This window comes from Burkholderia sp. WAC0059, from assembly GCF_002870125.1.
GTDB lineage: Bacteria > Pseudomonadota > Gammaproteobacteria > Burkholderiales > Burkholderiaceae > Paraburkholderia.
In genome coordinates, this window is the sequence record NZ_PNEO01000009.1 from 32,008 (window position 1) to 54,058 (window position 22,051).

At 70.9% G+C, this 22,051-nt stretch carries 20 protein-coding genes; 9 read left to right on the plus strand and 11 right to left on the minus strand.

The genetic code is table 11. The features are described 5' to 3' along the window. Positions 1–99: 99 nt before the first annotated feature. The 4 genes from CY652_RS10975 to CY652_RS10990 all read left to right on the plus strand — a co-directional run bounded on the left by CY652_RS10975 (position 100) and on the right by CY652_RS10990 (position 3,843). Complete coding sequence (locus tag CY652_RS10975) at positions 100–1,161, plus strand: LacI family DNA-binding transcriptional regulator (RefSeq protein ID WP_102130744.1); 1,062 nt, start codon at positions 100–102, stop codon at positions 1,159–1,161. A gap of 7 nt (positions 1,162–1,168) precedes the next feature. Next, entirely contained in the window at positions 1,169–2,491 is a 1,323-nt protein-coding gene (locus CY652_RS10980) for an AGE family epimerase/isomerase (RefSeq protein ID WP_102130745.1), read from the plus strand. A gap of 49 nt (positions 2,492–2,540) precedes the next feature. Further along, complete coding sequence (locus CY652_RS10985) at positions 2,541–3,494, plus strand: carbohydrate kinase family protein (RefSeq protein ID WP_102130746.1); 954 nt, start codon at positions 2,541–2,543, stop codon at positions 3,492–3,494. 127 nt (positions 3,495–3,621) lie between these two features. Then, positions 3,622–3,843, plus strand: a complete 222-nt coding sequence (locus CY652_RS10990) for a hypothetical protein (protein WP_102130747.1) — start codon at positions 3,622–3,624, stop codon at positions 3,841–3,843. Positions 3,844–3,877: 34 nt separating this feature from the next. Here the strand turns inward: CY652_RS10990 and CY652_RS10995 are convergent, their stop codons facing one another. Continuing rightward, on the minus strand, positions 3,878–5,146 hold the full coding sequence (locus CY652_RS10995) for an EAL domain-containing protein (RefSeq protein ID WP_102130748.1): 1,269 nt from the start codon (positions 5,144–5,146) through the stop codon (positions 3,878–3,880). A 337-nt stretch (positions 5,147–5,483) separates the two neighbouring features. Between CY652_RS10995 and CY652_RS11000 the strand changes: the two genes are divergently transcribed. Next, entirely contained in the window at positions 5,484–7,157 is a 1,674-nt protein-coding gene (locus CY652_RS11000) for a Na+/H+ antiporter (RefSeq protein WP_102130749.1), read from the plus strand. A gap of 265 nt (positions 7,158–7,422) precedes the next feature. On the opposite strand, the gene CY652_RS11005 is transcribed toward CY652_RS11000, so the two are convergent. Genes CY652_RS11005 through CY652_RS11015 form a run of 3 tightly spaced genes read right to left on the minus strand, consistent with a single transcriptional unit; the run spans position 7,423 to position 9,401 of the window. Next, entirely contained in the window at positions 7,423–8,259 is an 837-nt protein-coding gene (locus CY652_RS11005; RefSeq protein ID WP_102130750.1) for an HvfC/BufC family peptide modification chaperone, read from the minus strand. Then, the gene (gene bufB, locus CY652_RS11010; protein WP_258002277.1) at positions 8,256–9,134 is read right to left on the minus strand and encodes an MNIO family bufferin maturase; all 879 of its coding nucleotides are present in this window, start codon (positions 9,132–9,134) and stop codon (positions 8,256–8,258) included. Before bufB ends, CY652_RS11005 begins: the two co-directional genes overlap by 4 nt. Positions 9,135–9,149: 15 nt before the next feature. Next, positions 9,150–9,401 carry a BufA1 family periplasmic bufferin-type metallophore gene (locus CY652_RS11015; protein ID WP_102130751.1) on the minus strand — a complete coding sequence of 84 codons (252 nt, stop codon included), beginning with the start codon at positions 9,399–9,401 and terminating at the stop codon, positions 9,150–9,152. A gap of 366 nt (positions 9,402–9,767) precedes the next feature. Between CY652_RS11015 and argE the strand changes: the two genes are divergently transcribed. Further along, positions 9,768–10,958, plus strand: a complete 1,191-nt coding sequence (argE, locus tag CY652_RS11020) for an acetylornithine deacetylase (RefSeq protein ID WP_102130752.1) — start codon at positions 9,768–9,770, stop codon at positions 10,956–10,958. Positions 10,959–11,047: 89 nt separating this feature from the next. Here the strand turns inward: argE and CY652_RS11025 are convergent, their stop codons facing one another. The 3 genes from CY652_RS11025 to CY652_RS11035 all read right to left on the minus strand — a co-directional run bounded on the left by CY652_RS11025 (position 11,048) and on the right by CY652_RS11035 (position 14,047). Continuing rightward, positions 11,048–12,307, minus strand: coding sequence for a hypothetical protein (locus CY652_RS11025; RefSeq protein WP_146010071.1), 1,260 nt, complete (start codon positions 12,305–12,307; stop codon positions 11,048–11,050). A 208-nt stretch (positions 12,308–12,515) separates the two neighbouring features. Next, the gene (locus CY652_RS11030) at positions 12,516–13,331 is read right to left on the minus strand and encodes an ABC transporter permease (protein WP_102130754.1); all 816 of its coding nucleotides are present in this window, start codon (positions 13,329–13,331) and stop codon (positions 12,516–12,518) included. Then, positions 13,328–14,047, minus strand: coding sequence for an ABC transporter ATP-binding protein (locus tag CY652_RS11035; protein ID WP_102130755.1), 720 nt, complete (start codon positions 14,045–14,047; stop codon positions 13,328–13,330). Before CY652_RS11035 ends, CY652_RS11030 begins: the two co-directional genes overlap by 4 nt. A gap of 382 nt (positions 14,048–14,429) precedes the next feature. Between CY652_RS11035 and CY652_RS11040 the strand changes: the two genes are divergently transcribed. Continuing rightward, positions 14,430–15,086, plus strand: coding sequence for an OmpA family protein (locus CY652_RS11040; RefSeq protein WP_102130756.1), 657 nt, complete (start codon positions 14,430–14,432; stop codon positions 15,084–15,086). A gap of 54 nt (positions 15,087–15,140) precedes the next feature. On the opposite strand, the gene CY652_RS11045 is transcribed toward CY652_RS11040, so the two are convergent. After that, on the minus strand, positions 15,141–15,890 hold the full coding sequence (locus CY652_RS11045; RefSeq protein ID WP_102130757.1) for a GntR family transcriptional regulator: 750 nt from the start codon (positions 15,888–15,890) through the stop codon (positions 15,141–15,143). 145 nt (positions 15,891–16,035) lie between these two features. On the opposite strand from CY652_RS11045, the gene CY652_RS11050 reads away from it, so the two are divergent. Both CY652_RS11050 and CY652_RS11055 read left to right on the plus strand, forming a co-directional pair. Continuing rightward, on the plus strand, positions 16,036–17,214 hold the full coding sequence (locus CY652_RS11050; protein ID WP_102130758.1) for a mandelate racemase/muconate lactonizing enzyme family protein: 1,179 nt from the start codon (positions 16,036–16,038) through the stop codon (positions 17,212–17,214). 90 nt (positions 17,215–17,304) lie between these two features. Next, positions 17,305–18,630: an MFS transporter gene (locus CY652_RS11055; protein WP_102130759.1), complete on the plus strand. Its 1,326-nt coding sequence runs from the start codon at positions 17,305–17,307 to the stop codon at positions 18,628–18,630. Between the two features lie 60 nt (positions 18,631–18,690). Here the strand turns inward: CY652_RS11055 and CY652_RS11060 are convergent, their stop codons facing one another. Genes CY652_RS11060 through CY652_RS11070 form a run of 3 tightly spaced genes read right to left on the minus strand, consistent with a single transcriptional unit; the run spans position 18,691 to position 22,049 of the window. Further along, entirely contained in the window at positions 18,691–19,905 is a 1,215-nt protein-coding gene (locus tag CY652_RS11060; RefSeq protein ID WP_102130760.1) for an amidase, read from the minus strand. A 51-nt stretch (positions 19,906–19,956) separates the two neighbouring features. Continuing rightward, the gene (locus CY652_RS11065; protein WP_102130761.1) at positions 19,957–20,973 is read right to left on the minus strand and encodes an ABC transporter ATP-binding protein; all 1,017 of its coding nucleotides are present in this window, start codon (positions 20,971–20,973) and stop codon (positions 19,957–19,959) included. Continuing rightward, on the minus strand, positions 20,970–22,049 hold the full coding sequence (locus CY652_RS11070; protein WP_102130762.1) for an ABC transporter ATP-binding protein: 1,080 nt from the start codon (positions 22,047–22,049) through the stop codon (positions 20,970–20,972). The genes CY652_RS11065 and CY652_RS11070 overlap by 4 nt, the downstream gene beginning before the upstream one ends. Positions 22,050–22,051: the final 2 nt, after the last annotated feature.

The window sequence follows — 22,051 nt, forward strand, 5'->3', positions numbered from 1 at the left end:
GGCCCGTAACGGACGATTCCGCGCCGGATTTTTACTATACAATCCCCGGCACCTGACAACATCCGGAACGGCGCGCCGCGCCGTCGTCCGTAGCTCATCATGGGGACAACCATTCGCGACGTGGCGCGCGCGGCCGGCGTGTCGATCGGCACCGTCTCGCGCGCATTGAAGCACCAGCCGGGGCTCTCCGAGCCTACGCGGCAGCGCATCGTCGAACTCGCCCGCGCGCTCGGCTACGACCCGGCGCAACTGCGCCCGCGCATCCGCCGCCTCACCTTCCTGCTGCACCGGCAGCACAACAATTTCGCCGCGAGCCCGTTCTTCTCGCACGTCCTGCACGGCGTCGAGGACGCCTGCCGCGAGCGCGAAATCGTGCCCTCGCTCCTCACGGCCGGCCCCGTCGACGACATCGTGCCGCAACTGCGCCTGCACGCTCCCGACGCAATCGCCGTGGCGGGCTTCGTCGAGCCCGAAACGCTGGCCGCGCTCGCGGCGCTGCAACAGCCGCTCGTGCTGATCGACCTCTGGGCGCCGGGCCTGCGCTCGGTGAACGTCGACAACGCGACGGGCGCGGCGCTCGCCATGCGGCACCTGTTCGAGCGCGGACGGCGGCGCGTCGCCTTCATCGGCGGCTCGCTCGCCCACTTCAGCATCGCGCAGCGCGCGCTCGGCTATCGGCGCGCGTTCTTCGAAGCCGGACTGCTGTTCGATCCGTCGCTCGAAGTCGCGACCGAAGCCGGCCTCGACCCCGACGCCGGCGCGGCACGCGCCATGCTGCAACTGCTCGACGGCGCGCGCGGCGCGCCGCGTCCCGAGGCCGTGTTCGCCTACAACGACGCGGCCGCGCTCGCGGCCATGCGCGTGTGCCTCGCGGCCGGGCTGCGCGTGCCGGAAGACATCGCGATCGTCGGCTTCGACGACATTCCGGCGGCGCGGCAGGCGCATCCGCCGCTCACGACGATCGCCGTCGACAAGGAAGCGCTCGGCCGGCGCGGCATCGAACTGCTGCTCGACGACGCGCCCGCGGCAACCGAGGTCAGCCTGCCCGTGCGCCTCGTCGCTCGCGCGAGCACCGCCCCGCCGCCTCCCGAACGGACCGCGGAGCCGATCTCCGCCGGCCCGGCCGATCACCCCGCCGACGCGTCGCCGACGCCACGATGAGCCCGTCATGACGAACCGCCCCGCCCGATCCAACGCCGCCATCCCCGCCGCCGCCCGGCCCGACCCGCACGCGCGGCCGGACCACGCGCCCGACGTCGCCTCGTTCCGCGACCGCGCGTTCCTGCTCGCGCACGTGCGGGACACGCTGCGCTTCTACGCGCCGAACGTGCTCGACCCCAGCGGCGGCTTCTATCACTTCTTCCGCGACGACGGCTCGGTCTACGACGCAACCACCCGACACCTCGTCAGCAGTTGCCGGTTCGTCTTCAATTACGCGACGGCGTACCGGCAGTTCGGCGACCCGCTCCACCTCGAATACGCACGCCACGGCCTGCGATTCCTGCGCGAAGCGCACTGGGACGCGCGACACGAAGGCTACGACTGGGAGATCGAATGGCGGGCCGGCGCGAAGCGCGCGCTCGACGCCACCCGCCACTGCTACGGCCTCGCCTTCGTGCTGCTCGCCTGCGCGCACGCCGCGATGGCCGGCATCGAAGAAGCGCGCCCGCTCGTCGCCGCGACGTTCGAGCTGATGGAGCGCCGCTTCTGGGACGGCGCGGCCGGCCTCTACGCCGACGAGGCGAGCGCGAACTGGACCCTGTCGAGCTATCGCGGCCAGAACGCGAACATGCACGCGACCGAGGCCCTGCTGGCCGCCTACGAGGCGACGGGCCACCTCGTCTATCTGGACCGCGCCGAGCGCGTCGCGTCGAACATCACGCTGCGCGAGGCGAAGCGCTCGCACGGGCTCGTCTGGGAGCATTTTCACGCGGACTGGTCGGTGGACTGGCATTACAACGAGGACGACAGCTCGAACATCTTCCGCCCGTGGGGCTTCCAGCCCGGCCATCAGACCGAGTGGGCCAAGCTGCTGCTGATCCTCGAGCGCCATCGGCCGCTGCCGTGGCTGATGCCGCGCGCGGTCGAGCTGTTCGACGCCGCGCTCGCCCATGCCTGGGACGACGACCATGGCGGCGTCTATTACGGCTTCGGCCCGGACGGCACCGTCTGCGACCACGACAAGTACTTCTGGGTGCAGGCCGAGACGCTCGCCGCCGCCGCGCTGCTCGCGAAGCGCACCGGCAGCGAACGCTTCTGGGACTGGTACGACGAAATCTGGCGCTATAGCTGGACCCACTTCGTCGATCACCGCTACGGCGCGTGGTATCGCATCCTCACCTGCGACAACCGCAAGTACGGCGACGAGAAGAGCCCGGCGGGCAAAACCGACTATCACACGATGGGCGCGTGCTACGAGGTACTCAACGCGCTGCCCGGCGAAGGCGCCGCCCCGCCGCGCGCGCGCGCCGGCGAAACCGCGCGCGCCTGACTCGCGTCCGCTCCACGATTTCCGCACCAAACGCGCGCCACAAACGACGATGAGCCTCTGCCGCCCCGACTCCCCGTTCCTTTCCGGCTTTCCGGCCTTCGTGTCGGCCGGCGACGTCCTGACCGACCTCGTGCGCACGCCGCTCCCCGGCGCGGCAGCCGGCGAAGCCTGGCTCGCGCATCCGGGCGGCGCCGGCTGGAACGTCGCGCGCGCGGTGGCGCGGCTCGGCCTGCCAAGCGCCTGCGCCGGCGCGATCGGCACCGACTGCTTCTCCGACGCCATCTGGCAGGCGAGCGCCGCCGCCGGCCTCGATCTGCGCTTCATGCAGCGCGTCGAGCGGCCGCCGCTCCTCGCCGTCGTCCACGAGACGCATCCGCCCGCCTACTTCTTCATGGGCGAGCACGGCGCCGACCTCGCGTTCGATCCCGCGCGGCTGCCCGAGGGCTGGCGCGACCACGTGAAGTGGGCGCACTTCGGCTGCATCAGCCTCGTGCGCCAGCCGCTCGGCGAGACGCTCGCGACGCTCGCCGCGCAATTGCGCGAGCACGGCGTGAAAATCAGCTTCGATCCGAACTGCCGCAACCTGATGGCGCACGGCTACGCGCCGACGCTGCGCCGCATGGCCGCGCTCGCGGACCTCGTCAAGGTGTCCGACGAAGACCTCCGGATGCTGTTCGCGGGTCTCGACGAAGACGCCGCCATCGCGGCGCTGCGCGCGCTCAATCCGGCCGCGACCGTGCTGGTCACGCGCGGCCCGCAGCGCGCCACGCTCATCGCCGGCGATACCGTCCACGAGGCGCGCCCGCCGCGCGTCGAAGTCGCCGATACGGTCGGTGCCGGCGACGCGTCGATCGGCGCGCTGCTGTTCAGTCTCATCGGCGCGCCGCAGCGCGGCTGGGCGCAGCATCTCGCGTTCGCGCTGGCCGCGGGCGCCGCCGCGTGCCGCCGCGCGGGCGCGCATTCGCCGACGCTCGACGAGGTGGTTGCGCTGCTCGAAAGCTGACGCGCCGGCGCGCCGCCAGGGCGCCGGAACGCGGCGGGCCGCACGTCACGAAATCGTCTTCGGCGCGCGGGACTCGCCGCGAGGGCGTCGTGCTACGATGGGTCTTCCTGCCATCAGGAGTGCCATCATGGAAGACGTCAGCTACACCAAGGGGATCTACACGGCCGTCGCCGCCGTGCGCGCCGTGGACGACGGGCACTATCAGGGCGTGGTCTCTCTCGCGCGCGACAATGGAGAAGCGCTCGAAAATTCGGTGTACGAAGTCGATGCCGTGTCGGGCACGCCCGAGGAAGCCCTGGAAGAAGCCAGGGCGCTCGCTCACCGGATTCTCGGCGAACTCGAACTGTAGCGATCCGCGCCGCGGCGGCAGCCGTCGTCGGCCGTCAGTTCTCCGTCCAGTCGATGTCGCCGCACAGCACGCACAGGCGACCGTCGATCTGCACCGCGATCGACAGCGTCACGCAGGGCAGCGCCTCGTTGATCGAGAGATAGGGCGCCGTCGCGTGCACGCGGTCGGGCGCGGCCAGCGCCGCGCGGAAGTACGGCCGGCGCAGCCAGTTCGCGCCCTGGGCGTCCTCGAGCGGCAAAAAGCGCGCCTCGCGCGGCGCGCGGTCGACGCGCAGCGCCACGTTGCGCCCCATCTGCCGACCGCTCGCGTCGAGCAGGAAACAGCGCGCCGCCTCGTCGAGACCGAGGAAATTCCAGCACACTTCGCCGAGCGGCTCGCCGGCCGCGAGGCGCTCGGCCGCGCGTTCTAGCGCGCGCGAATACGGCGCGAGCCGGCTCGCCATGCTCCGCTCGTGCGCCTCGGTCTGCTCGCGGTAGCGTTCGGTCGCCTCGCCGATCACCGCCTTCACGTGGACGGCGTCCGCCAGCCCCGGCAGCGGCCGGCCGAAGAAGAAGCCCTGCACGAAATCGGCATTGCACGCGAGCGCGAGCTGCGCCTCGTGCTCGGTCTCGACGCCCTCGACCAGCACGAGCTTGCCGGCCTCGTGCAGCAGCGACACGAGCGCCGGCAGCGCGGCGGCCATGTCGGCGCGATGCGAGGCGTGCAGCAGCATGTTGCGGTCGAGCTTCACGATGTCGGGATTCAACTGCCAGACGCGGCCGATGTCGACGTGGCCCGCGCCGAAGTCGTCGAGCGCGATCAGGAACCCGCGCTCGCGAAACGACGTGATGGCGGCCGCGAGCTGCTCGAGATCGACGGGCCCTTCCTCGAGCACTTCGAGCACGACGCGGCGCGGCGGCAGCCCGATGCGCGCCAGGCTCGCGAGCAGCGCGGCCGCGTGATACGGCTCGGTCAGCGTGCCGGGATGCACGTTCAGGAACAGCCATTCGGACTCCGCGCCGAGCAGCCGGAAATTCTCCAGATGCAGCGACTGCGCGAGCCGGTCCACCTGGAGCAGGTCGCCGAAGCGGGCCGCCTCGCCGAACACGTCGAGCGGCGAGACGGGCCGGTCGAACGCGTCGTGCGCGCGCAGCAACCCCTCGTAGCCGACCGCCCGCATGTGCGAGAGGCTGAAGACGGGCTGAAATACGGTGGTCAGCGTCAGGTCCGCGTGCTGCGCGCTGTAGCGCTGCAGTCCCGACGTGACGCTGAGGTTGAAGCCGTGCGGCGTCGCGGTGATTCTGTCCTGCTGCTCTGTCGTCATGCATTCCTCTCGCGCGAGCGGGGGTCCGGGGTGCGCGCATATGCCGCGCGACGCTACCCCGCCCGCTCCAACTCCCGAAATGGGTACTCATGGAACGACTCAAGCAAACTCCGTGCGCACTCGCGCGCACGCTGCCGGGAAGGCCGTCCGCGGCCGCGCACCGCGCGCAGGGACAATGCGTCGCCAGCGGGCATGCGCGCACCACGACCGTGCATCGGCCCGCGTCGGGCGGCCGTGCGTTCCGTGCCGTTGCCGCACCGTGTCGGGCTACACTGCGCGCTGACCTGATTTATCGCGCCGCCGCATGGATGCGCAAGCGTATCGAAAACCCGCATCGATGGAAATCGTTTTCACCGTTCTCCTCCTACTGCTCGCAGTCGCACTTTCGGGCGCGATCGTCCGGCTGCTGCCCGTCAACGTGCCGCTGCCGCTCATGCAGATCGGCATCGGCGCCGTGCTCACGTTTCCGGGCCTGAACCCGCACGTCACGTTCGACCCCGACCTCTTCATGCTGCTCTTCGTCCCGCCGCTGCTGTTCGTGGACGGCTGGCGCATTCCCAAGCGCGAGTTCTACATGCAGCGCCGCGCGATCCTGATGCTGGCGCTCGGGCTCGTGCTGATCACCGTCGTGGCGCTCGGCTACTTCGTGCATCTGCTCGTGCCGCACATTCCGCTCGCGGTCGCCTTCGCGCTCGCGGCGGTGCTCTCGCCGACCGACGCCGTCGCGCTCTCGGCCATCGCGGGCAAGGACCGCCTGCCGCCGAACCTCATGCACATCCTCGAGGGCGAGGCGCTCATGAACGACGCCTCCGGCCTCGTCGCGCTCAAGTTCGCCGTCGCCGCCGCGCTGACCGGCGTGTTCTCGCTGCGCGCGGCGACGTTCAGCTTCGTCGTGATCGCCGCGGGCGGACTCGCCTTCGGCGCCGCGCTCGGCTGGCTCTTCAGCCTGCTCTCGTCGCGCTTCCTGAACCTCGGCGACGGCGACGACCCGGCGCCCGCCGTCGTAATGACGCTGCTGCTGCCGTTCGCCTCCTACCTGCTCGCCGAGCATTTCGAATGCTCGGGCATCCTCGCCGCCGTCGCCGCGGGCATGACGATGAACTACCGCAGCGTCGCCCATCTGAACCCGGTGGCGTGGCGCGTGCGCGCGGCCAGCACGTGGACGATGATCGAGTTCGTCTTCAACGGCATGGTATTCACGCTGCTCGGGCTGCAGTTCCCCGGCATTCTCGGCAAGGCGCTCGTCGACGCGCATCGCGCGGGCGACGGGCAATTCGCCGTGCTGCTCGGCTACGTCGCGGCCGTGCTGCTCGCGCTCTACGCGATGCGTTTCTCGTGGGTGTGGCTGCTGCGCTGGTTCGCGAGCCGCGGCGCGGCGCGCCAGGGCGTCGCCAACGCGGTGCCGGGGCTGCGCATGGTCGCCATCACGACGGTCGCCGGCGTGCGCGGCGCGATCACGCTGGCCGGCGTGCTGGCGCTGCCTGTCGCGCTCGCCGACGGCAGTCCGCTGCCGGGCCGCGACACGGCGATCTTCATCGCGTCGGGCGTCATCCTCACGTCGCTGCTCGTCGCGATCGTCGGGCTGCCGCTGCTGCTGCGCGACACGCGGCTGCGCGCCGCCCATGCGCCGCATGCGGCCGAGGAACGGCGCGCGCGCGTTTCCGCCGCGCAGGCCGCCATTCGGGCGGTCGACGCGCTGCACGAGAAGACGAGCGGCGATCTCGACGAATCGTCGGCCGCCTACGCCGCCGACGTGACCGCGCGCGTGATGGACCTCTACCGCCGCCGGCTCGCCGCGCTCGATGACGACGACGACCTGGGCGGCCACGCGCGCCGCGCCGAAGCGCTCGAACTGAAGATGCGGCTCGCGGCCATGCGCGCCGAGCGCGCGGCGCTGCTCTCGCTGCGCCGCGCCCAGAAGATCAACGACGAGACGATGAACAAACTCATGCGCGAGGTCGATCTGGCCGAAACGGCGCTCGCGATGCGCGGGCGCAACCGGAATACGTAGAAATACGCGGACGCGTCCGGCCCCGCGCCGATTTCGGATTGTTTCTATGTCCGACGAGCGGGCGGCTGGATAGACTCCAAATGCTGTGTGCTCCGTGGTAGTTCCACATGCAGCATGTTGTAACTTTGTAACTCTCCGACTTGCCGCTCATGCACCCGCATGAGCGGTTTTTTTTGCCCGCTTTTTTTACCCTCCGTTTTTACCCGCTGCTATCTTCTCCGCCTGCCTCGCCTCCCCGGCCGATCCCCCGCCTCACGGCAGATCGTCACGGCAAGCCAACCAGCCCGACGATCGCCGCTGCGTCGATCCACGCGCGCCACTGACGGGCGAAATCGAATTCGGGGTCGAGCGCGAACGCCTCGTCCAACGCGGTATCGAGCGTGTCGCCGCGCTGCAGGGCGACGAACGCCGCGTGCGCGGCCGCCGACTGGATCAACACGCCGGGCCGCCACCGCGGACGCACGACGAGCGCCCACGACGGCGTGTCGATTCGCGGCGGCCACGCGCCGCCCGGCCGATGCGCCTGCCAGAGGTCGGCGCAGGCATAGGGCGAAGCCAGCGCGACGCAGGCCGGATGCACGACGAGGCGCGCGCCCGACAGCCGCGCCGGGCCGAGATCGACCCACTGCCCAGGCGTGAGCGGCACGACGTCCGCGGCGAACGCGGCCGCATGCAACGCCCATTCGAGGCGCGCGACGTCGGCAAAATAGCGGTAGCGCGGATCGGGCTCGTAGTCGCCGAGAAAACCGGGTAGCGACGCGCCGAATCGGTTGAGGTCGCCGTCGGGCGTCGGATGCGCGCGAGCATAGGCGATCGAGAGCGCGTCGAACCAGGCGTCGCCCGCGAGCGCGAGCAGAACCGGATAGGCGCTCGCCAGCGCCCGGCGGCGCGCGGCGCGCACGCCGCCGCGATAGAGCCCGATACGCGCGCGCAGCAGCGAGGCGTCGTCGCTCGCGCGGCCGGAAGATGCCGCGTGCCCTGGCGATCCGGCCGGACGCAGGCATTCGGCAAGCGCCGCATCGTGCGCGGGATCGTCGAGCGCCTCGGCAAAGAGGCGCTGCGTCGCATCGAATGCGTGGGCCGGCGGGCGCGTCGTCGTCATACCGGCCTCCCGGCGGCGAGCCGCTCGCGCGCGAGTCGCGCCTCGTCGAGCAGAATGTCGAGCGGCGGCACGTCGGTGTCCCATTCGATCAGCGTCGGCACGTCGCCGAAGCGGCGCAGCGCCGCTTCGTAGAGCGCCCAGACGGGCGGCGCGACGCGCGAGCCGTGATCGTCGATCACGGCCGCGCCGGTCACGCGATGGCCGGCGAGATGCACCTCGCCTACCGCCTCGCGCGGCAGGGCGTCCATCGCGGCAAGCGCATCCTCGCCGTGATTGCACTGATTCACGTACAGATTGTTGACGTCGAGCAGCACGCCGCAGCCGGTCCGTCGCGCCAATTCGGCGAGGAACGCGGTCTCGCCGAACGCGTCGTCGCGAAAGCGGACGTAGGTCGAGACGTTTTCGAGCAGGATCGGCCGGCGCAACACGTCCTGAATCTGCGCCACGCGCGCGCCCAGGTGATCGAGCGTCGCGCGCGTAAGCGGCATCGGCAGCAGTTCGTGCAGATGGCCCGCCGCCGTCGCGCCCCAGCACAGATGCTCGGAGACGACCGCGGGCTCGATACGCTCGACGAGACGGCGAAGCCGCTCCAGATGCGCCGGCTCGAGCGGCGCCGCCGAGCCGGGCCCGAGGCCGACGCCGTGCAGGCTCACGGGCAGATCGCGACGCACGGTTTCGAGCACGTGCAGATCGTAGCCGCCGTCGCCGAAGTAGTTTTCGCTGTGGACCTCAACCCAGTCGAGTGCGGGCGGAGCGTCGAGAAACGCCTCGTAATGGGCATGGCGCAGCCCGATGCCGACGCCCGCCGGCGCGCGCGCCCCGCTCACGGCCGGCGCCCGGCTCGCGCCCGAACGCGGCGAGACGGACGACGACACGGCTTCACGCCCGCCTCACTCGCCGACCACGCCGCCGAGCTTCGTGCAGGTCCCTTTCGGTACGGTCCGGAAGTCGCCCTTGTCGCCGTCGACCTTCGCCTGGCCCGCGCAATCGTGCGCGCCGGTCGTGCTCGCGCAGTCGTTCTGGCCAGCCTTCGCGATGCCGTAGCACTTCACGTTCTCGTCGGCGGCGTGCGCGGCGCCCGCGCCCGCGAGGCCGGCCAGCGCCACCGCGATCAGCGCCTGACGGCTAAGGTTCGTCTTCATCGTTCGCTCTCCCGTTTCGAAGATACGGCCCGCGTTGCCGGCGGCATGCAAAGCCCTCTGCTGAACGTCATTCTGCCCGAGCGGGCGGCGGACCGTGGGCCGACCTCGCCGATGCCGATGCCGATGCCGATGCCGATGCCGACAACGATCCGACCCGCCCGCTCGCCCGGTGCATTTTTGACGCGTCGCCTGCCGTCGCCCGATTACGGGTAGACTCCCCTACGGTTCCGGCCGTGCGACGCGCGGCCGGAAGCATGACGACGACCCGCAGACGAACGACTTGCGCGACGTGCGCGACGCCTCCCGGCCGACGCCCAGCGGCAGCGCGCCCGACCCGCCGTTCAGACGCCGCCACCCCAGCCCGCCATGACTCATCCTTCGCTTGCCCCGACGCTCGACCTGCTCGAGCATCTCGTCGCGTTCGATACGCGAAGCTCCGAATCGAACCTGCCCCTCATCGCGTTCGTGCAGGACTATCTGCGCGGACACGGCGTGAGCTCGACGCTCGTCCACGACTCGACGCTCACCAAGGCCAATCTGTTCGCGACGATCGGCCCCGCCGACCGGCCGGGCCTGTGTCTCTCGGGCCATACCGACGTCGTGCCCGCCGCGGGCCAGCCGTGGACCGTGCCGCCGTTCGCGCTCACGCGCGCCGAAGACCGCGTCTACGGACGCGGCACCGCCGACATGAAGGGCTTCCTCGCCGCGGTGCTCGCGGCCGTCCCGCACTTCGTGCGCACCTGCGACGCCACGCCGATCCATCTCGCCTTCAGCTACGACGAGGAAGTCGGCTGCCTCGGCGTGCGCGGCCTGCTCGCGCAGCTCGCGAACGCGAGCGTCAAACCGCTCGCCTGCGTCATCGGCGAACCGACCGGCATGCAGGTGGCCGTCGCGCACAAGGGCAAGCGCGCGTACCGCTGCTGCGTGAAGGGCCTCGCCGGCCATTCGGCGCTCACGCACCTCGGCGTGAACGCCGCCGACTTCGCGGCCGAGCTCGTCACGTTCCTGCGCCGCACCGCGCGCGACATCAAGCTGCGCGGCCACCACGACGACGAGTTCGATCCGCCGTACACGACCGTGCATACGGGCAGGATCAACGGCGGCATCGCGCTGAACGTGATTCCCGACCGCGCCGAAGTGGAGTTCGAGATCCGCAACCTGCCCGCCGAGCATCCACAGGCCATCGTCGATGCCGCGCAGGCCTACACGCAGGGCGAGCTGCTCGGCGAAATGCGTGCCACCTACGAGGGCAGCGCAATCGAATGGCAAGAACTGATCGACTATCCGGCGCTCGCCGACGAACCGGCCGCGGCCTGGCTGAAGGAACTCGCCTGCGCCGCGACCGGCAACCCGCGCGTGCGCACGCTGGCGTTCGGCACCGAAGGCGGCCTGTTCCAGGCGATCGGCATTCCGACCGTCGTATGCGGCCCGGGCTCGATCGAGCAGGGGCACAAGGCCGACGAGTTCGTGACGCTCGACCAGCTCTCGCAATGCCTCGACTTCATGGATGCGATTTCGGCGCGCGTGGCGCGGGGGCTGACGGCCGGAGCGGCCTGACGCCCGACGAACCGGACGGCAGGCGCGCGGCAAACGGCGCAGGACGGCCGGCGCCGTGCGTCAATCCTGAATCCCGACGCCGGGCCCGTTCAGATCTGGCGCATGTACGACCAGGCCGGCGCGTCGAGCCCGGCCGGCGGCGGACATAGCGGCCCCGAGCCGCCCTCCGGAGCGGCGCCGCTCCATTGGGTCCGCCCGACGTCGAGCACGCCGACGAAGCCCCTGGTCCAGTGCCCGTCGAGAAAATCGCGGTAGGCGACGTAGCCGTATCCCCAAAGCCGCGTCGTGCCGGCGCGCAGCGCCTCCAGCTCTTCGGGCGGGATCGGGATGGCCAGCGAGCGCAGGTCGAGCGACTCGCCGGGCCGGACCACCTCGCCGAAGTCCGCGAAATGCCCGCCGTCCGGATAACGGGGAGACGCGCCGAGCTCGTTCGCGACGCCGCCCGCGAACACCGCGCCCGTGATCTCGGCCGGCGTGCGGCCGTGATTCGTCAGCGTCGCCTCGACCCGGCATTCGATGCCGCCCGCTTCGGTCGGCCCGAGGATCTGCATCCGCATCGACGCGACGATCCAGCGCGGCCGCTCGGCCAGCGAAGCCGTCTCCGCGCCCACGAGCGCGGTGCGGGCGCTGTCGGCCGCGGCTCGCGAGGCCGCCTCCGCCACGGCGCGATTGGTCTTCGTCTCTTTCCACAAGGCGCGCGTCGACCACCAGAGCAGCCCGGCGAACAGCGCCAGCAGCGCCGCGAAGACGGTCAGCAGCAACCCCGGGAATAGCGGGAGACGGGCGGACGGCTCGATGGCCGGTTGTCCGCCGGACTGCGCGGGCGTCGATTCGGCGGTCTGGACCAGCGGCACGGTGCTGCCGGCCGATTCCGTGGCGGCCGGCGCGGGCGCCATCGATATCGCGCCGGTCTGGACCGCGCCGCTCGCGCCACTCGGCCCGGCCGACACCGTCTCCGTCGATTCGCCGCCGGACGGACCGGTCGCCTGCGCCGCCGTCCCTGACGTCGCGCCCGGCCCTGCCGGCACCCCGGGCGCCGACTCTCTCTGCTCGACCGCCACCGCGGTGCCGACCGCGGGCGCCCCCGTCACGGCGGCCGCTACGGAGGGCGGCGGCGCCGAATAAAGGCCGCCCTGCGGGGCCGGCGTGGCCGTGGGCGTCGAATAGAGGCCCCGCGCGAGCGTCATGGAGGCGGCCGGCGTGTCCTGCGCCGCGGCGGCACAGGAGAACGTCGCGGCGAGCGCGAAGGCGAACGGCGCGAGCCGGCGCGGCGTCGGGCCGGAGAACGCCCGGCCCGGGCGCGCGGACAGTACGGCACGGGCGCGAGGCGCATCGGTGAAGGTCGGCATGCGGTTCATCCGGTCGTTCCCGTCTGAGGATGGCCGGCCGATTGTACGGGCCGCGCGCGCATCGCCAAGCCGGGATTACCGGGCAAAAAGCGCCCCGTTTCGAGGCGATACGACGATGCGCGCGCAACGCGACCAGGCGGCGAAATCGGGGTACGCCAGCGTCGAAGAGGCCGCGCCGGCGCCGAGCACGCGGGAAAGCCCGGCCCGCTTACGACTGCCGCTGCGCCGCCCGCTCGACGAGCCGTGCCGCGAGAAACCGGTGCTCGGGCGAGAACAGGCGCCGGTACGCGAGCAGCACGGCGCCGACCGTGCCGAGCGCCGACGACGCCGCGACGAAGAACATGATCACGATCTGGTAGCGCACGGCCTCGAGCGGCGACTGGCCCGCGAGCACCTGGCCCGTCATCATGCCGGGCAGGCTCACGACGCCGACCACGGCCATCTGGTTCAGCGTCGGCGTCATGCCCGCGCGCACCGCCTTGCGCGCCGCCTCCTGCGCGGCTTCCCAACGCGTCGCGCCGAGCGCGAGCGCCATCTCGACGCGATCGCGCCGCGCCGTCAGCTCCTCGGTCATGCGCTCGATGCCGAGCGATACGCCCGTCAGCGTGTTGCCGAGAATCATCCCGAGAATCGGGATCGCGTACTGCGGCTCGTACCACGGCCGGATGCGGATCACGACGAAGAGCGCCACCGCCGCGATCAGCCACGAACTGGCCCAGATCGACGCGATGCTGTCCACGCGCTGCCCGACGTACGTGCGCACGCCGCGCTGCGAGCCCGCGACGCCGGCGATCACCGTCATCAGCGCCATGAGCGGCAGCACGACGTACCAGCGGTCCCAAGAGAACACCCAGCCGAGCACGTAGCCGATCGCGAGTAGCTGGACGACCGTGCGCAGCGCGGCCCACGCGAGCTTGCGTTCGAGATCGAGCTTGAGCAGCACCGACACCGCGCCGTTCACGAACACGAGCAGCGCGGCGACGGCCACGTCGCCGAGGCCGAGATTCTGTAACCCCTGGCTCATCGAATGGACTCCTGATGATCGGACGTACCCCGCACGGCGGGCGCTTCGCCCAGCACGCCCGCCTGCATCGTCAACTGGCGTTCGCCCACGCGCCGTGCCTGCGCCGGGTCGTGCGAAATCCAGATCGTCGCGCGCGCCTCGCGGCGCGCCTCGAACCAGCCGAGCACGAGCGCCTCGATCGCGCGCGCGGCGTCCGGATCGAGCGAGGCCGTCGGCTCGTCGAGCAGCAGCGCCTGCGGATCGAGCTGCAGAACGCGGATCAGCGCGACGATCTGCGCCTCGCCACCCGAGAGCTCGGCGGCCGGCCTCGACAGGAGCTGCGCATCGCGGCCGGCTTCGCCCAGCAACGCCCGCACGCGCTCCGCGTCGAACGTCAGGTCGCCATAGACGCGCAGCGAATACGGGTAGCGCAGGTTGTCCTCGACGGTGCCGTCGAGCAGCGCCGGCCGCTGCCGCAGATACGCGATGCTGCGGCGAAAGACGGGAATCCGCGCGCGGGCGACGGGCTCGCCCTGCCAGTCGATGCGACCGCCGTCGAGCGGATCGAGCAACGCGAGCGCGCGCAGAAAGACGCTCTTGCCGGAGCCCGATGAGCCGGTCAGCGCCGCGCGCTCGCCGGCGCGCAGCGCGAAGTCGGTGCCGTGCAGCAGGATTCGGCCGTGCAGCGGATCGCGCCGCGCGATTTGATGCGCTTCGATGAGAGGCGGAACGGTCATGGAATGGGTGGGAACGGGTATCGGTTCGCCGAGTCGGACGACCGGCAAAGCCCGGAAGCGGCCAAAGACGTTACCCTGGCTTGCCGTGCATGACAACCGGCGTGCCTCGCGCGACGCCCGCGCACAACAGGCGATACCCGGCGCCGAAAGCGGCGAAAGCGGCGAAACCCGCGCCGGCACGTAAAGGTTCGCGAATGGCGCGCCGGCGAGGCAGCGGTTCGGACGCGGCGGGCCGCCGTTTTCCCGGTCCGCTCGCGCATGAATTTTTCTTACATTCGGTAAAAGCTTGTCATTGAAGCCGCGCCTATCCTGAGCCGGTCCGGAAAACGCCGCCGCCCTCGCTCGCCGGCCCGCCCGTCAAATCACAGGAATCACGGCCGCCATGAAAAACCTGCGTCTGCCCCGCCCGTCCGCCGCCACGCGCGTCCTGCTCGCCGTGCTGGCCGCAACCGCCGCCGCTCAGGCCGCGCACGCCCAGATCATGGTGCTCACGCCGCCGCCCGCCGTCTACGTCGCGCCGCCCGTGCCGCGCGCCGGCCTCGCCTGGCAGCCCGGCTACTGGGGCTGGCAATACGGCGGCTACGTCTGGGTGCCCGGCCACTGGGTCGCCGTGGGTCCGGTGGGCATGCCGCCGCCCCCGCCGCCCGTCGCCCAGGTGCTACGGCTCTCGGCCGACGCGCTGTTCGCCTTCGATCGCGGCAGCGCCCCGGACATCCTGCCCGGCGGCCGCGCCGAGATCGCCGATGCCGCCGCGCGTCTGCGCAGCAGCCGCTTCTCGCGCATCGAGGTGCGCGGCTATACGGACCGGCTCGGCTCGCCCGGGTACAACCTGCAGTTGTCGAGGCGCCGCGCCGCGGCGGTGAAGGCCCTGCTCGTCGCGGACGGCCTGCCCGCCGACCGCATCGACGCCGTGGGACGCGGCGCCGCCGATCCGGTCAGCCAATGCGGCAACGCCCTGCCGCGCCCGTCGCTCATCGACTGCCTGCAGCCGGATCGGCGCGTGGAGATCGTGGTTTACGCGGACAGAACCGCGGGATAGCGTCGCCGCGACGGCGTCCTGCCCGGCGACGATCGCCCGGTTTCCCCGGTCGCCTCAGGGCGCGCCGCCGGCTCCGGTCCAGCGCAGTTCGCTCAGGTAATCGTGCGCGTCGGTCGCCATCCACGAGCGCCGGTATTCGACCGGCACGCCCTGCAGGTCGTAGGCCGTCCGCACCGACAGCAGCACCGGATGACCGGCCGGCAGCGCAAAGCCGGCCGCGATGTCGTCGGGCAGCGCGCAGGCGCTCAGCCGATCCTCGACGCGGCTCACCGACACGCCGCACTGCTGCTCGAGAAACGAATAGACGAGGTGCGCCGCCTCGTCGCCGATCCCCCATTCGTTCGCGCCGACGCGCTCGTACGGAAACGCGATCGTCTCGAACACGATCGGCTCGCCGTCGAGCGTGCGGCGCCGGCGCAGGCGGTACACGAGTTCGCCCGGCGCCAGCTTCAGCGCATCGCATTCGGCCGGATCGGCGGATGCGCGCTCGCGCAGCAGGATCGTGTCGGCCGGCAGCCGGCGGGCGCCGTCCGCGCGGTCGACGAGCCGGAAGAAGCTCGTGAACGCGCGCTCGTTGGTCGCGCGGGCGACGAACGTGCCGCGCCCGCGATGCCGCGTGACCAGCCCCTGGCCGCTCAGCACGTCCAGCGCCTTGCGGACCGTGCCGACGCTGACCTTCATTTCCTTCGCAAACGCCTCTTCGCCGGGCAGCAACTGCCCCGGCAACCACTCGCCGCCAATGATGCGCTCGCGGATGTGCCGGGCGAGACGCACGAACGCGGGACTCAGATCGATCGAATTCATTTCTACATTCTATATAGAACATAGAATAAACACTATAGAAATTGATTCCCAACCGACCGGCATCTTCCTAGAGTTCAAGCTCGTACGGCGAGCGCCATGCCGCCTCGTTCGTGAGTTCAATGACAAAAATCCATCCCGGTTCGCCATGACCCAATCGATCCATCGCATCAGTTCCGTCGAAGCGCTGCACGTCGGCCAATTCCTCTACGCGCGCATCCGCACCGAAGCCGGCCTGACCGGGTACGGCGAAGCCGGCTCGTGGGGGCACATCGAAGCGGCGAAGGCGGCGCTCGAAAAATTCGGCCAGTATCTCGTCGGCCAGGACGCGAACCAGATCGAGCTGCACTGGAACGTGATGCAGCGCTTCTCGCACTTCCGCGGCACGGCGGTCAACGCCGCCGTGTCGGCGATCGACATCGCGCTCTGGGACCTGCTCGGCAAGCGCCTGCAGGTGCCGGTATGGCAGTTGCTCGGCGGCAGCTACCGCAGCAAGCTGCGCGTCTACGGCCACGTGTACGCGGAAACGCTCGACGAGGTGCTCGCGGACTGCCGCCGGCTGCGCTCGGAAGGCTTCACGGCGGTCGGCCACATCAACCCGTTCCTCGACGAGCCGGAGGGCGAAAGCTATTTCCGCTCGCACGCCGGCAAGGTGCGCGACGCGAAGGAGCGCGTGATGGCGTTCCGCGAGGCGGTGGGCCCCGACGTCGATCTGCTGATCGAGATGCACCGGCGCCTGAGCCCGGCCGAGGCGATCGCGATCGGCCAGGTGCTGGAGCCGCTGACGCCGATGTGGCTCGAAGACCCGCTGCGGCCCGAGTTCTATCCGCAGATGACGACGGTCGGCCAGGCGATCCGCGTGCCGATCGCGACGGGCGAACGCTTCTGCTCGCCGGCCGAGTTCCAGTTGCAGCTCGCGGGCGGCGCGGTGCGGTTCGCGCGCACGTCGGTGTGCGTCTGCGGCGGGATTACGGGCGCGAAGAAGATCGCCGCGCTCGCCGAGTCGCAAAACGTCGACATCGCGCCGCACAACCCGCTCTCACCGATCAGCCTCGCCGCGTGCATGCAGGTCGCGGCCGCCGTGCCGAACTTCGCGATCCAGGAATACCCGACCGGCTTCGAGAACCTCGTGCTGAAGTCCGGCCAGAAGCTGCTCGGCTCGGACCTCGTGAAAAGCCATCCGGTGCCCGTCGCCGGCTTCGTCACGGTGCCCGACGCGCCCGGGATCGGCGTCGAGCTTTACGACGACGTCGAGCATCGCCGCGCGCCGCTGCACCGGCCGGTGTCGATGCGCCGCACGATCGACGGCGCGCCGCTCGACCAGTAAGCACGACCGGCAGCCCGGGCGCGACGGCCCTGGGCGCCGCGCCGTTCGCGCGAATCCCTCGCGCAACCGATAACAACGATGTGGAGACCCATGCCGAACACCCCGTCCACCCATGCCGCCGCCATCGGCAAAAACCGCTGGCTGATCGTGCTGCCGATCGTCTTCGCGGTCTACATGCTGTCGTACTTCGACCGCGTGAACATCGCGATGGCGCTGCCGCGCATGTCGGCCGAATTGCACCTGAGCCCGGTGCAGGCCGGCTGGATCGGCGGCGCGTTCGCGTGGGGCTACGCGCTCACGCAACTGCTCGCCGGCTACCTCTCCCTGAAGTTCGGCGCGCGGCGCCTCGTCGCGGTCTGCCTGCTGCTGTTCGGCGCGGCCGCGGTGCTGACGGGCGTCGCGACGTCGTTCGGGCAGGTGCTCGCCGTGCGCGTCCTGCTCGGCGTCGCCGAAGGGCCCGTGTACGCGGCGACCTCGATGCTGCTCGCGCAATGGTTCATGAAACCCGAGCGCGGCCGCGCCTTCGGCATCTGGAATCTCGGCGCGCCGCTCGGCGGCTTTCTCGCCGGGCCGATCTCCGGCCTGCTGATCGCGCATTTCGACTGGCGCGTCATGCTGATCGCGGAAGGATTTCCCGCCTGGCTTTTCTGCGCGATCTGGTTCCGCGCGATTCCGCAGAGTCTCGACGTCGCGCGCTGGCTCTCCGACGCCGACCGCGCCGCGATCCAGCAAACGCTGGCGGCCGAGCAGGCCACCTACCGGAAACCGGAAGCCGACCCGTGGTGGACGATCTTCAACGAACCGGCGGTCTGGCTGATGACGCTCGGCTTCGGGCTCAACACGATCCTGCTCTACGGCACCACGCTGTGGTTGCCGACCGTCATGAAGTCCTACGGCCAGCTCAGCGAAACCGCGATCGGCTTTCTCGCCGGCGCGCCGTTCGTGATGTCGATGCTCGGCATCTACTACATCAGTTGGCGCTCGGACCGGCACGGCCAGGAGCGCCGCTGGCACGCGGCCATCCCGACGATGATCACGGGCGTGCTGATGATCGCCGCCGCGTTCGTGCCGGCGCCGCTGTATTACCTGCAGATCGCGCTCTTCATCGCCCTCGGCTTCACGCTGAAAATGCTGATGCCGCTCGTGTTCGCACGGCTCACCGAAATGCTGCCGATGGCGAAGGCGATGCCGGCGGTCGCGTTCGTGAGCGGCGTCGGCAATCTGATCGGGCAGTTCCTGGGGCCGCTGCTGGTCGGCTACGTGCGCTCGATTTCGCGCGACTACGCGCCGTCTCTGCTGATGCTCGGCATCTCGGCGCTGATCGGCGGCGTCGCCATCGCGCTGTCGCGCGCGCGGCCGAACCTCGAGGCCGGGGTCGACGACCGGCTCGTGAAACACCCCGGAATCTCGAAGTAACGGCTTCGTTTTCCGGGCGGCGGCGCCATGCGGCCGCCGCCCGCTTCTCTCAGGCTCCGCTCAAGTCCCGATCGCGGGATCGAGCGAAAGCGGCGGCGCGGCAATCCGGCTGGCCAGCTCGACGAGGCTCAGGTCGCTGCCGTGCGGCCCCATCAGCGAAATGCCGAGCGGCGCGCCGTCGCGGCACGCGAACGGCAGCGACAGTTGCGGGAAGCCGCAGAGCGGCGACAGCCCGAGCAGATGCGTCGCGCGGTTCCGGTAGATTTCGAACGCCTCGGCGTCGGTATCGAGCAGCGGCGCGATGTCGGGCATCGACGGCGCGATCAGCACGCCGTCGTCGCCGAGCAGCGCCTTCAGCGCGGCGGTGAACGCCGTCCGCACGGCGTCGGCCGCTTCGGCCTCGGCCGCGCTTACCTGCTTCGCGAACGCGAAGCGCTGGGCAACGTCGGCGCCCAGGCGCAAGCCGTGGCGCTCGATCAGCTCGCCGGCGCCCTGCCATGCCTCCCATCCCTGCAGCACGCGATACGCGGTGTAAAGCTCGCCGATCCGGCCGCCGGCCGCCGCGACCGGCTGCGCCGGCCCATACGCCGCTTCGATCGCTTCGACCGCCGGCTGCAACGCGGCGGCGACCGGCGCTTCCACGAGCGCGAACAGGTCGGTTGCGAGCAGCAGGCGCGGACGCGCCGGCAGCGGCGTGCGATCGGCGCCCAGCAGCACGGCGGCCACGCGCGCGAAAACCGACGGATCGCGCGCGAGGAAGCCGCACGTGTCGAAGGTCCGGCACAGCGGGAAGCATCCGTCGAGCGAGAGCCTGTCCTGCGTCGGCCGGATGCCGTAGAGCCCGCAGTGATTGGCCGGGCCGCGCACCGAGCCGCCGGTATCGCTGCCGAGCGCGAAATCCGCCAGCCCCGTGGACACCGCCGACGCCGACCCCGACGACGATCCGCCCGTGATCCGCGCCGGCGCGGCGCCGTTCAGCGGCGCGCCGAAATGGGCGTTGTTGCCGCGCGCGGAAAACGCGAGTTCGTCGGTGACCGTCTTGCCGACGAACGCGGCGCCCGCGTCGAGCAATGCGGCCACGACCGGCGCGTGCCGCGTCTTGATGCCCGACATCGCCAGCACGTGCGGATTGCCGGCGCTCGTCGGATAGCCGGCGACGTCGTAGAGATCCTTGACGGCGAAGTGCAGGCCGGCGAGCGGACCGGTCGCGGCATGTGCGACGGCCACGTCCGGATAAGGAATGAACGCCTGCGAAGCGGGGGCGGGTGAGCGCATCGGACATCTCCCGTTGATCTGGGTTGGCGAAGGCGAAGGGCGAGAAAGAAGTCAGTCCGCCCCTTGCAGCGAGACAGCCGGTTCGACGAGCACGCAGCGCACGTGATGATCGTGCTGCACGCCGACGAGCGCGGGCATGCGCGCGGTACACGCCGGCTTCGCGTACGGGCAGCGCGGCGCGAACGCGCAACCGTCGCCGAGCGTGGCGAGGTCGGGCGGCGAGCCGCCGATCGTCTGAAGACGCTGCCCGCGCACCATGCCGCCTTCGCGCCGGCTGTTCAGCAGCGCCCGCGTGTACGGATGCTGCGCGTCGCGGATCAGGCTGCGCACCGGCCCGTCCTCGACGATCATGCCGCCGTACATCACGGCCACGCGATCGGCGATCTCGACCGCCGCGGCGATGTCGTGCGTGACGAACACGATCGCGACGCCGAGCTCGCGCTGCAACTCGCGCAGCAGGATCAGCACCTGGATCTGCACGGTCGCGTCGAGCGCCGTGGTCGGCTCGTCGGCCAGCAGCACGGACGGCTCGCCCGCCAGCGCGAGCGCGATCATCGCGCGCTGGCGCATGCCGCCCGACATCTCGTGCGGATACGCGTCGAGCCGGCGCGCGGCGCTCGGAATGCGGACCGACTCCAGCAGCCGCAACGCCTCGGCCCGCGCGTCGCGCCGCGACATCGGCCGATGCGCGCGCACCGTCTCCGCGATCTGCTGGCCGATCGTGTAGACCGGGTCGAGCGCGAGCAGCGGTTCCTGGAACACCATCGCCACGCGGCCGCCGCGCAGCGCATTCAGTTGCGCGCCGTTCATCGCCAGCAGATCCTGGCCTTCGATGGCGATCGAGCCTTCGATCCGCGTCGTGCGCGGATCGTGCAGGCGCATCAGCGAACGCAGCGTGACGCTCTTGCCCGAGCCCGATTCGCCGAGCAGCGCGACGGCCTCGCCCGGCTGCACGTCGAGCGCAATGCCGTTGACCGCGCGCACCGTGCGGCCGCCGCGCGAAAAGCTCACGCGCAGATCGCGGATCGAGATGGCCGGCGTGCCGTCGTGACGGGAAAACGTGCTCATGCGGCCAGGCTCCCCGGCCTCGCGGCCGCCCCGGATACCGCGTGCGGCGCCGCGCTGTGCGTCGAGCCCGGTTCGTACATCAGGCAGGCCACCTCGCCGCCGCCCGCCTCGTCCGTTGTGCGCAGCGTCGGACGGCGCGTGGCGCAAACCGCCTCCGCGTGCGAGCAGCGCGGATGGAAATGGCATCCGGCCGGCGGATCGACAGGGTTCGGCGGATCGCCCGCGAGCGGCGCGGTCAGCGTGCGGCGGTCCGGGTCCATCGACGGCACCGACGAGAGCAGCGCACGCGTGTACGGATGCGCGGGCCGCGCGAAAATCTGCTCCGTGTCGCCGATCTCGACGACCTTGCCGAGATACATGACGAGCACGCGGTCGCACAGGTACTGCACCACGCTGAGATCGTGACTGATGAACAGATACGTGAGACCGAATTCCTCCTTCAGGTCGAGCAGCAGATTCAGCACCTGGGCCTCGACCGACTTGTCGAGCGCGGACACGGCCTCGTCGAGCACGACGAGGCGCGGCCGCAGCGCGAGCGCCCGCGCGATGTTGACGCGCTGGCGCTGGCCGCCCGAAAGCTCGTGCGGAAACCGCCCGGCGAAGCGCGCCGGATCGAGGCCGACGCGCATCAGCAGCCGGTGCGCGCGCTCGACCGCCTCGCGGCGGCTCACGCCGTGCACGCGCGGCGCGAACGCGATCGAGTCCTCGATGGTCATGCGCGGATTCAGCGACGAGTAGCTGTCCTGAAACACCATCTGCACCTGGCTGCGGTAGCGCCGCAGCGGCAGCGCATGCGAGCCGACCGTTTCCGCGTCGAACACGAACTCGCCCCGGTCCGGCTTCGCGAGCTGCGTCAGAAGCCGCGCGGTCGTCGACTTGCCGCAGCCGGACTCGCCGACGACGCCGAGCGTCTCGCCCTTGCGAATGTCGAAGCTGACCTCGTCGACGGCCTTGACCGATCCGCCCGGGCGCCCCGGCATCACGCCGCGCAGCGGGAAATGCCGGACGAGCCCGCGCACCGAGAGCAGCGGCTGGGCCGGCCCGCCCACGTCGTCGTCGGGAAGCGCCGTCTTCATGG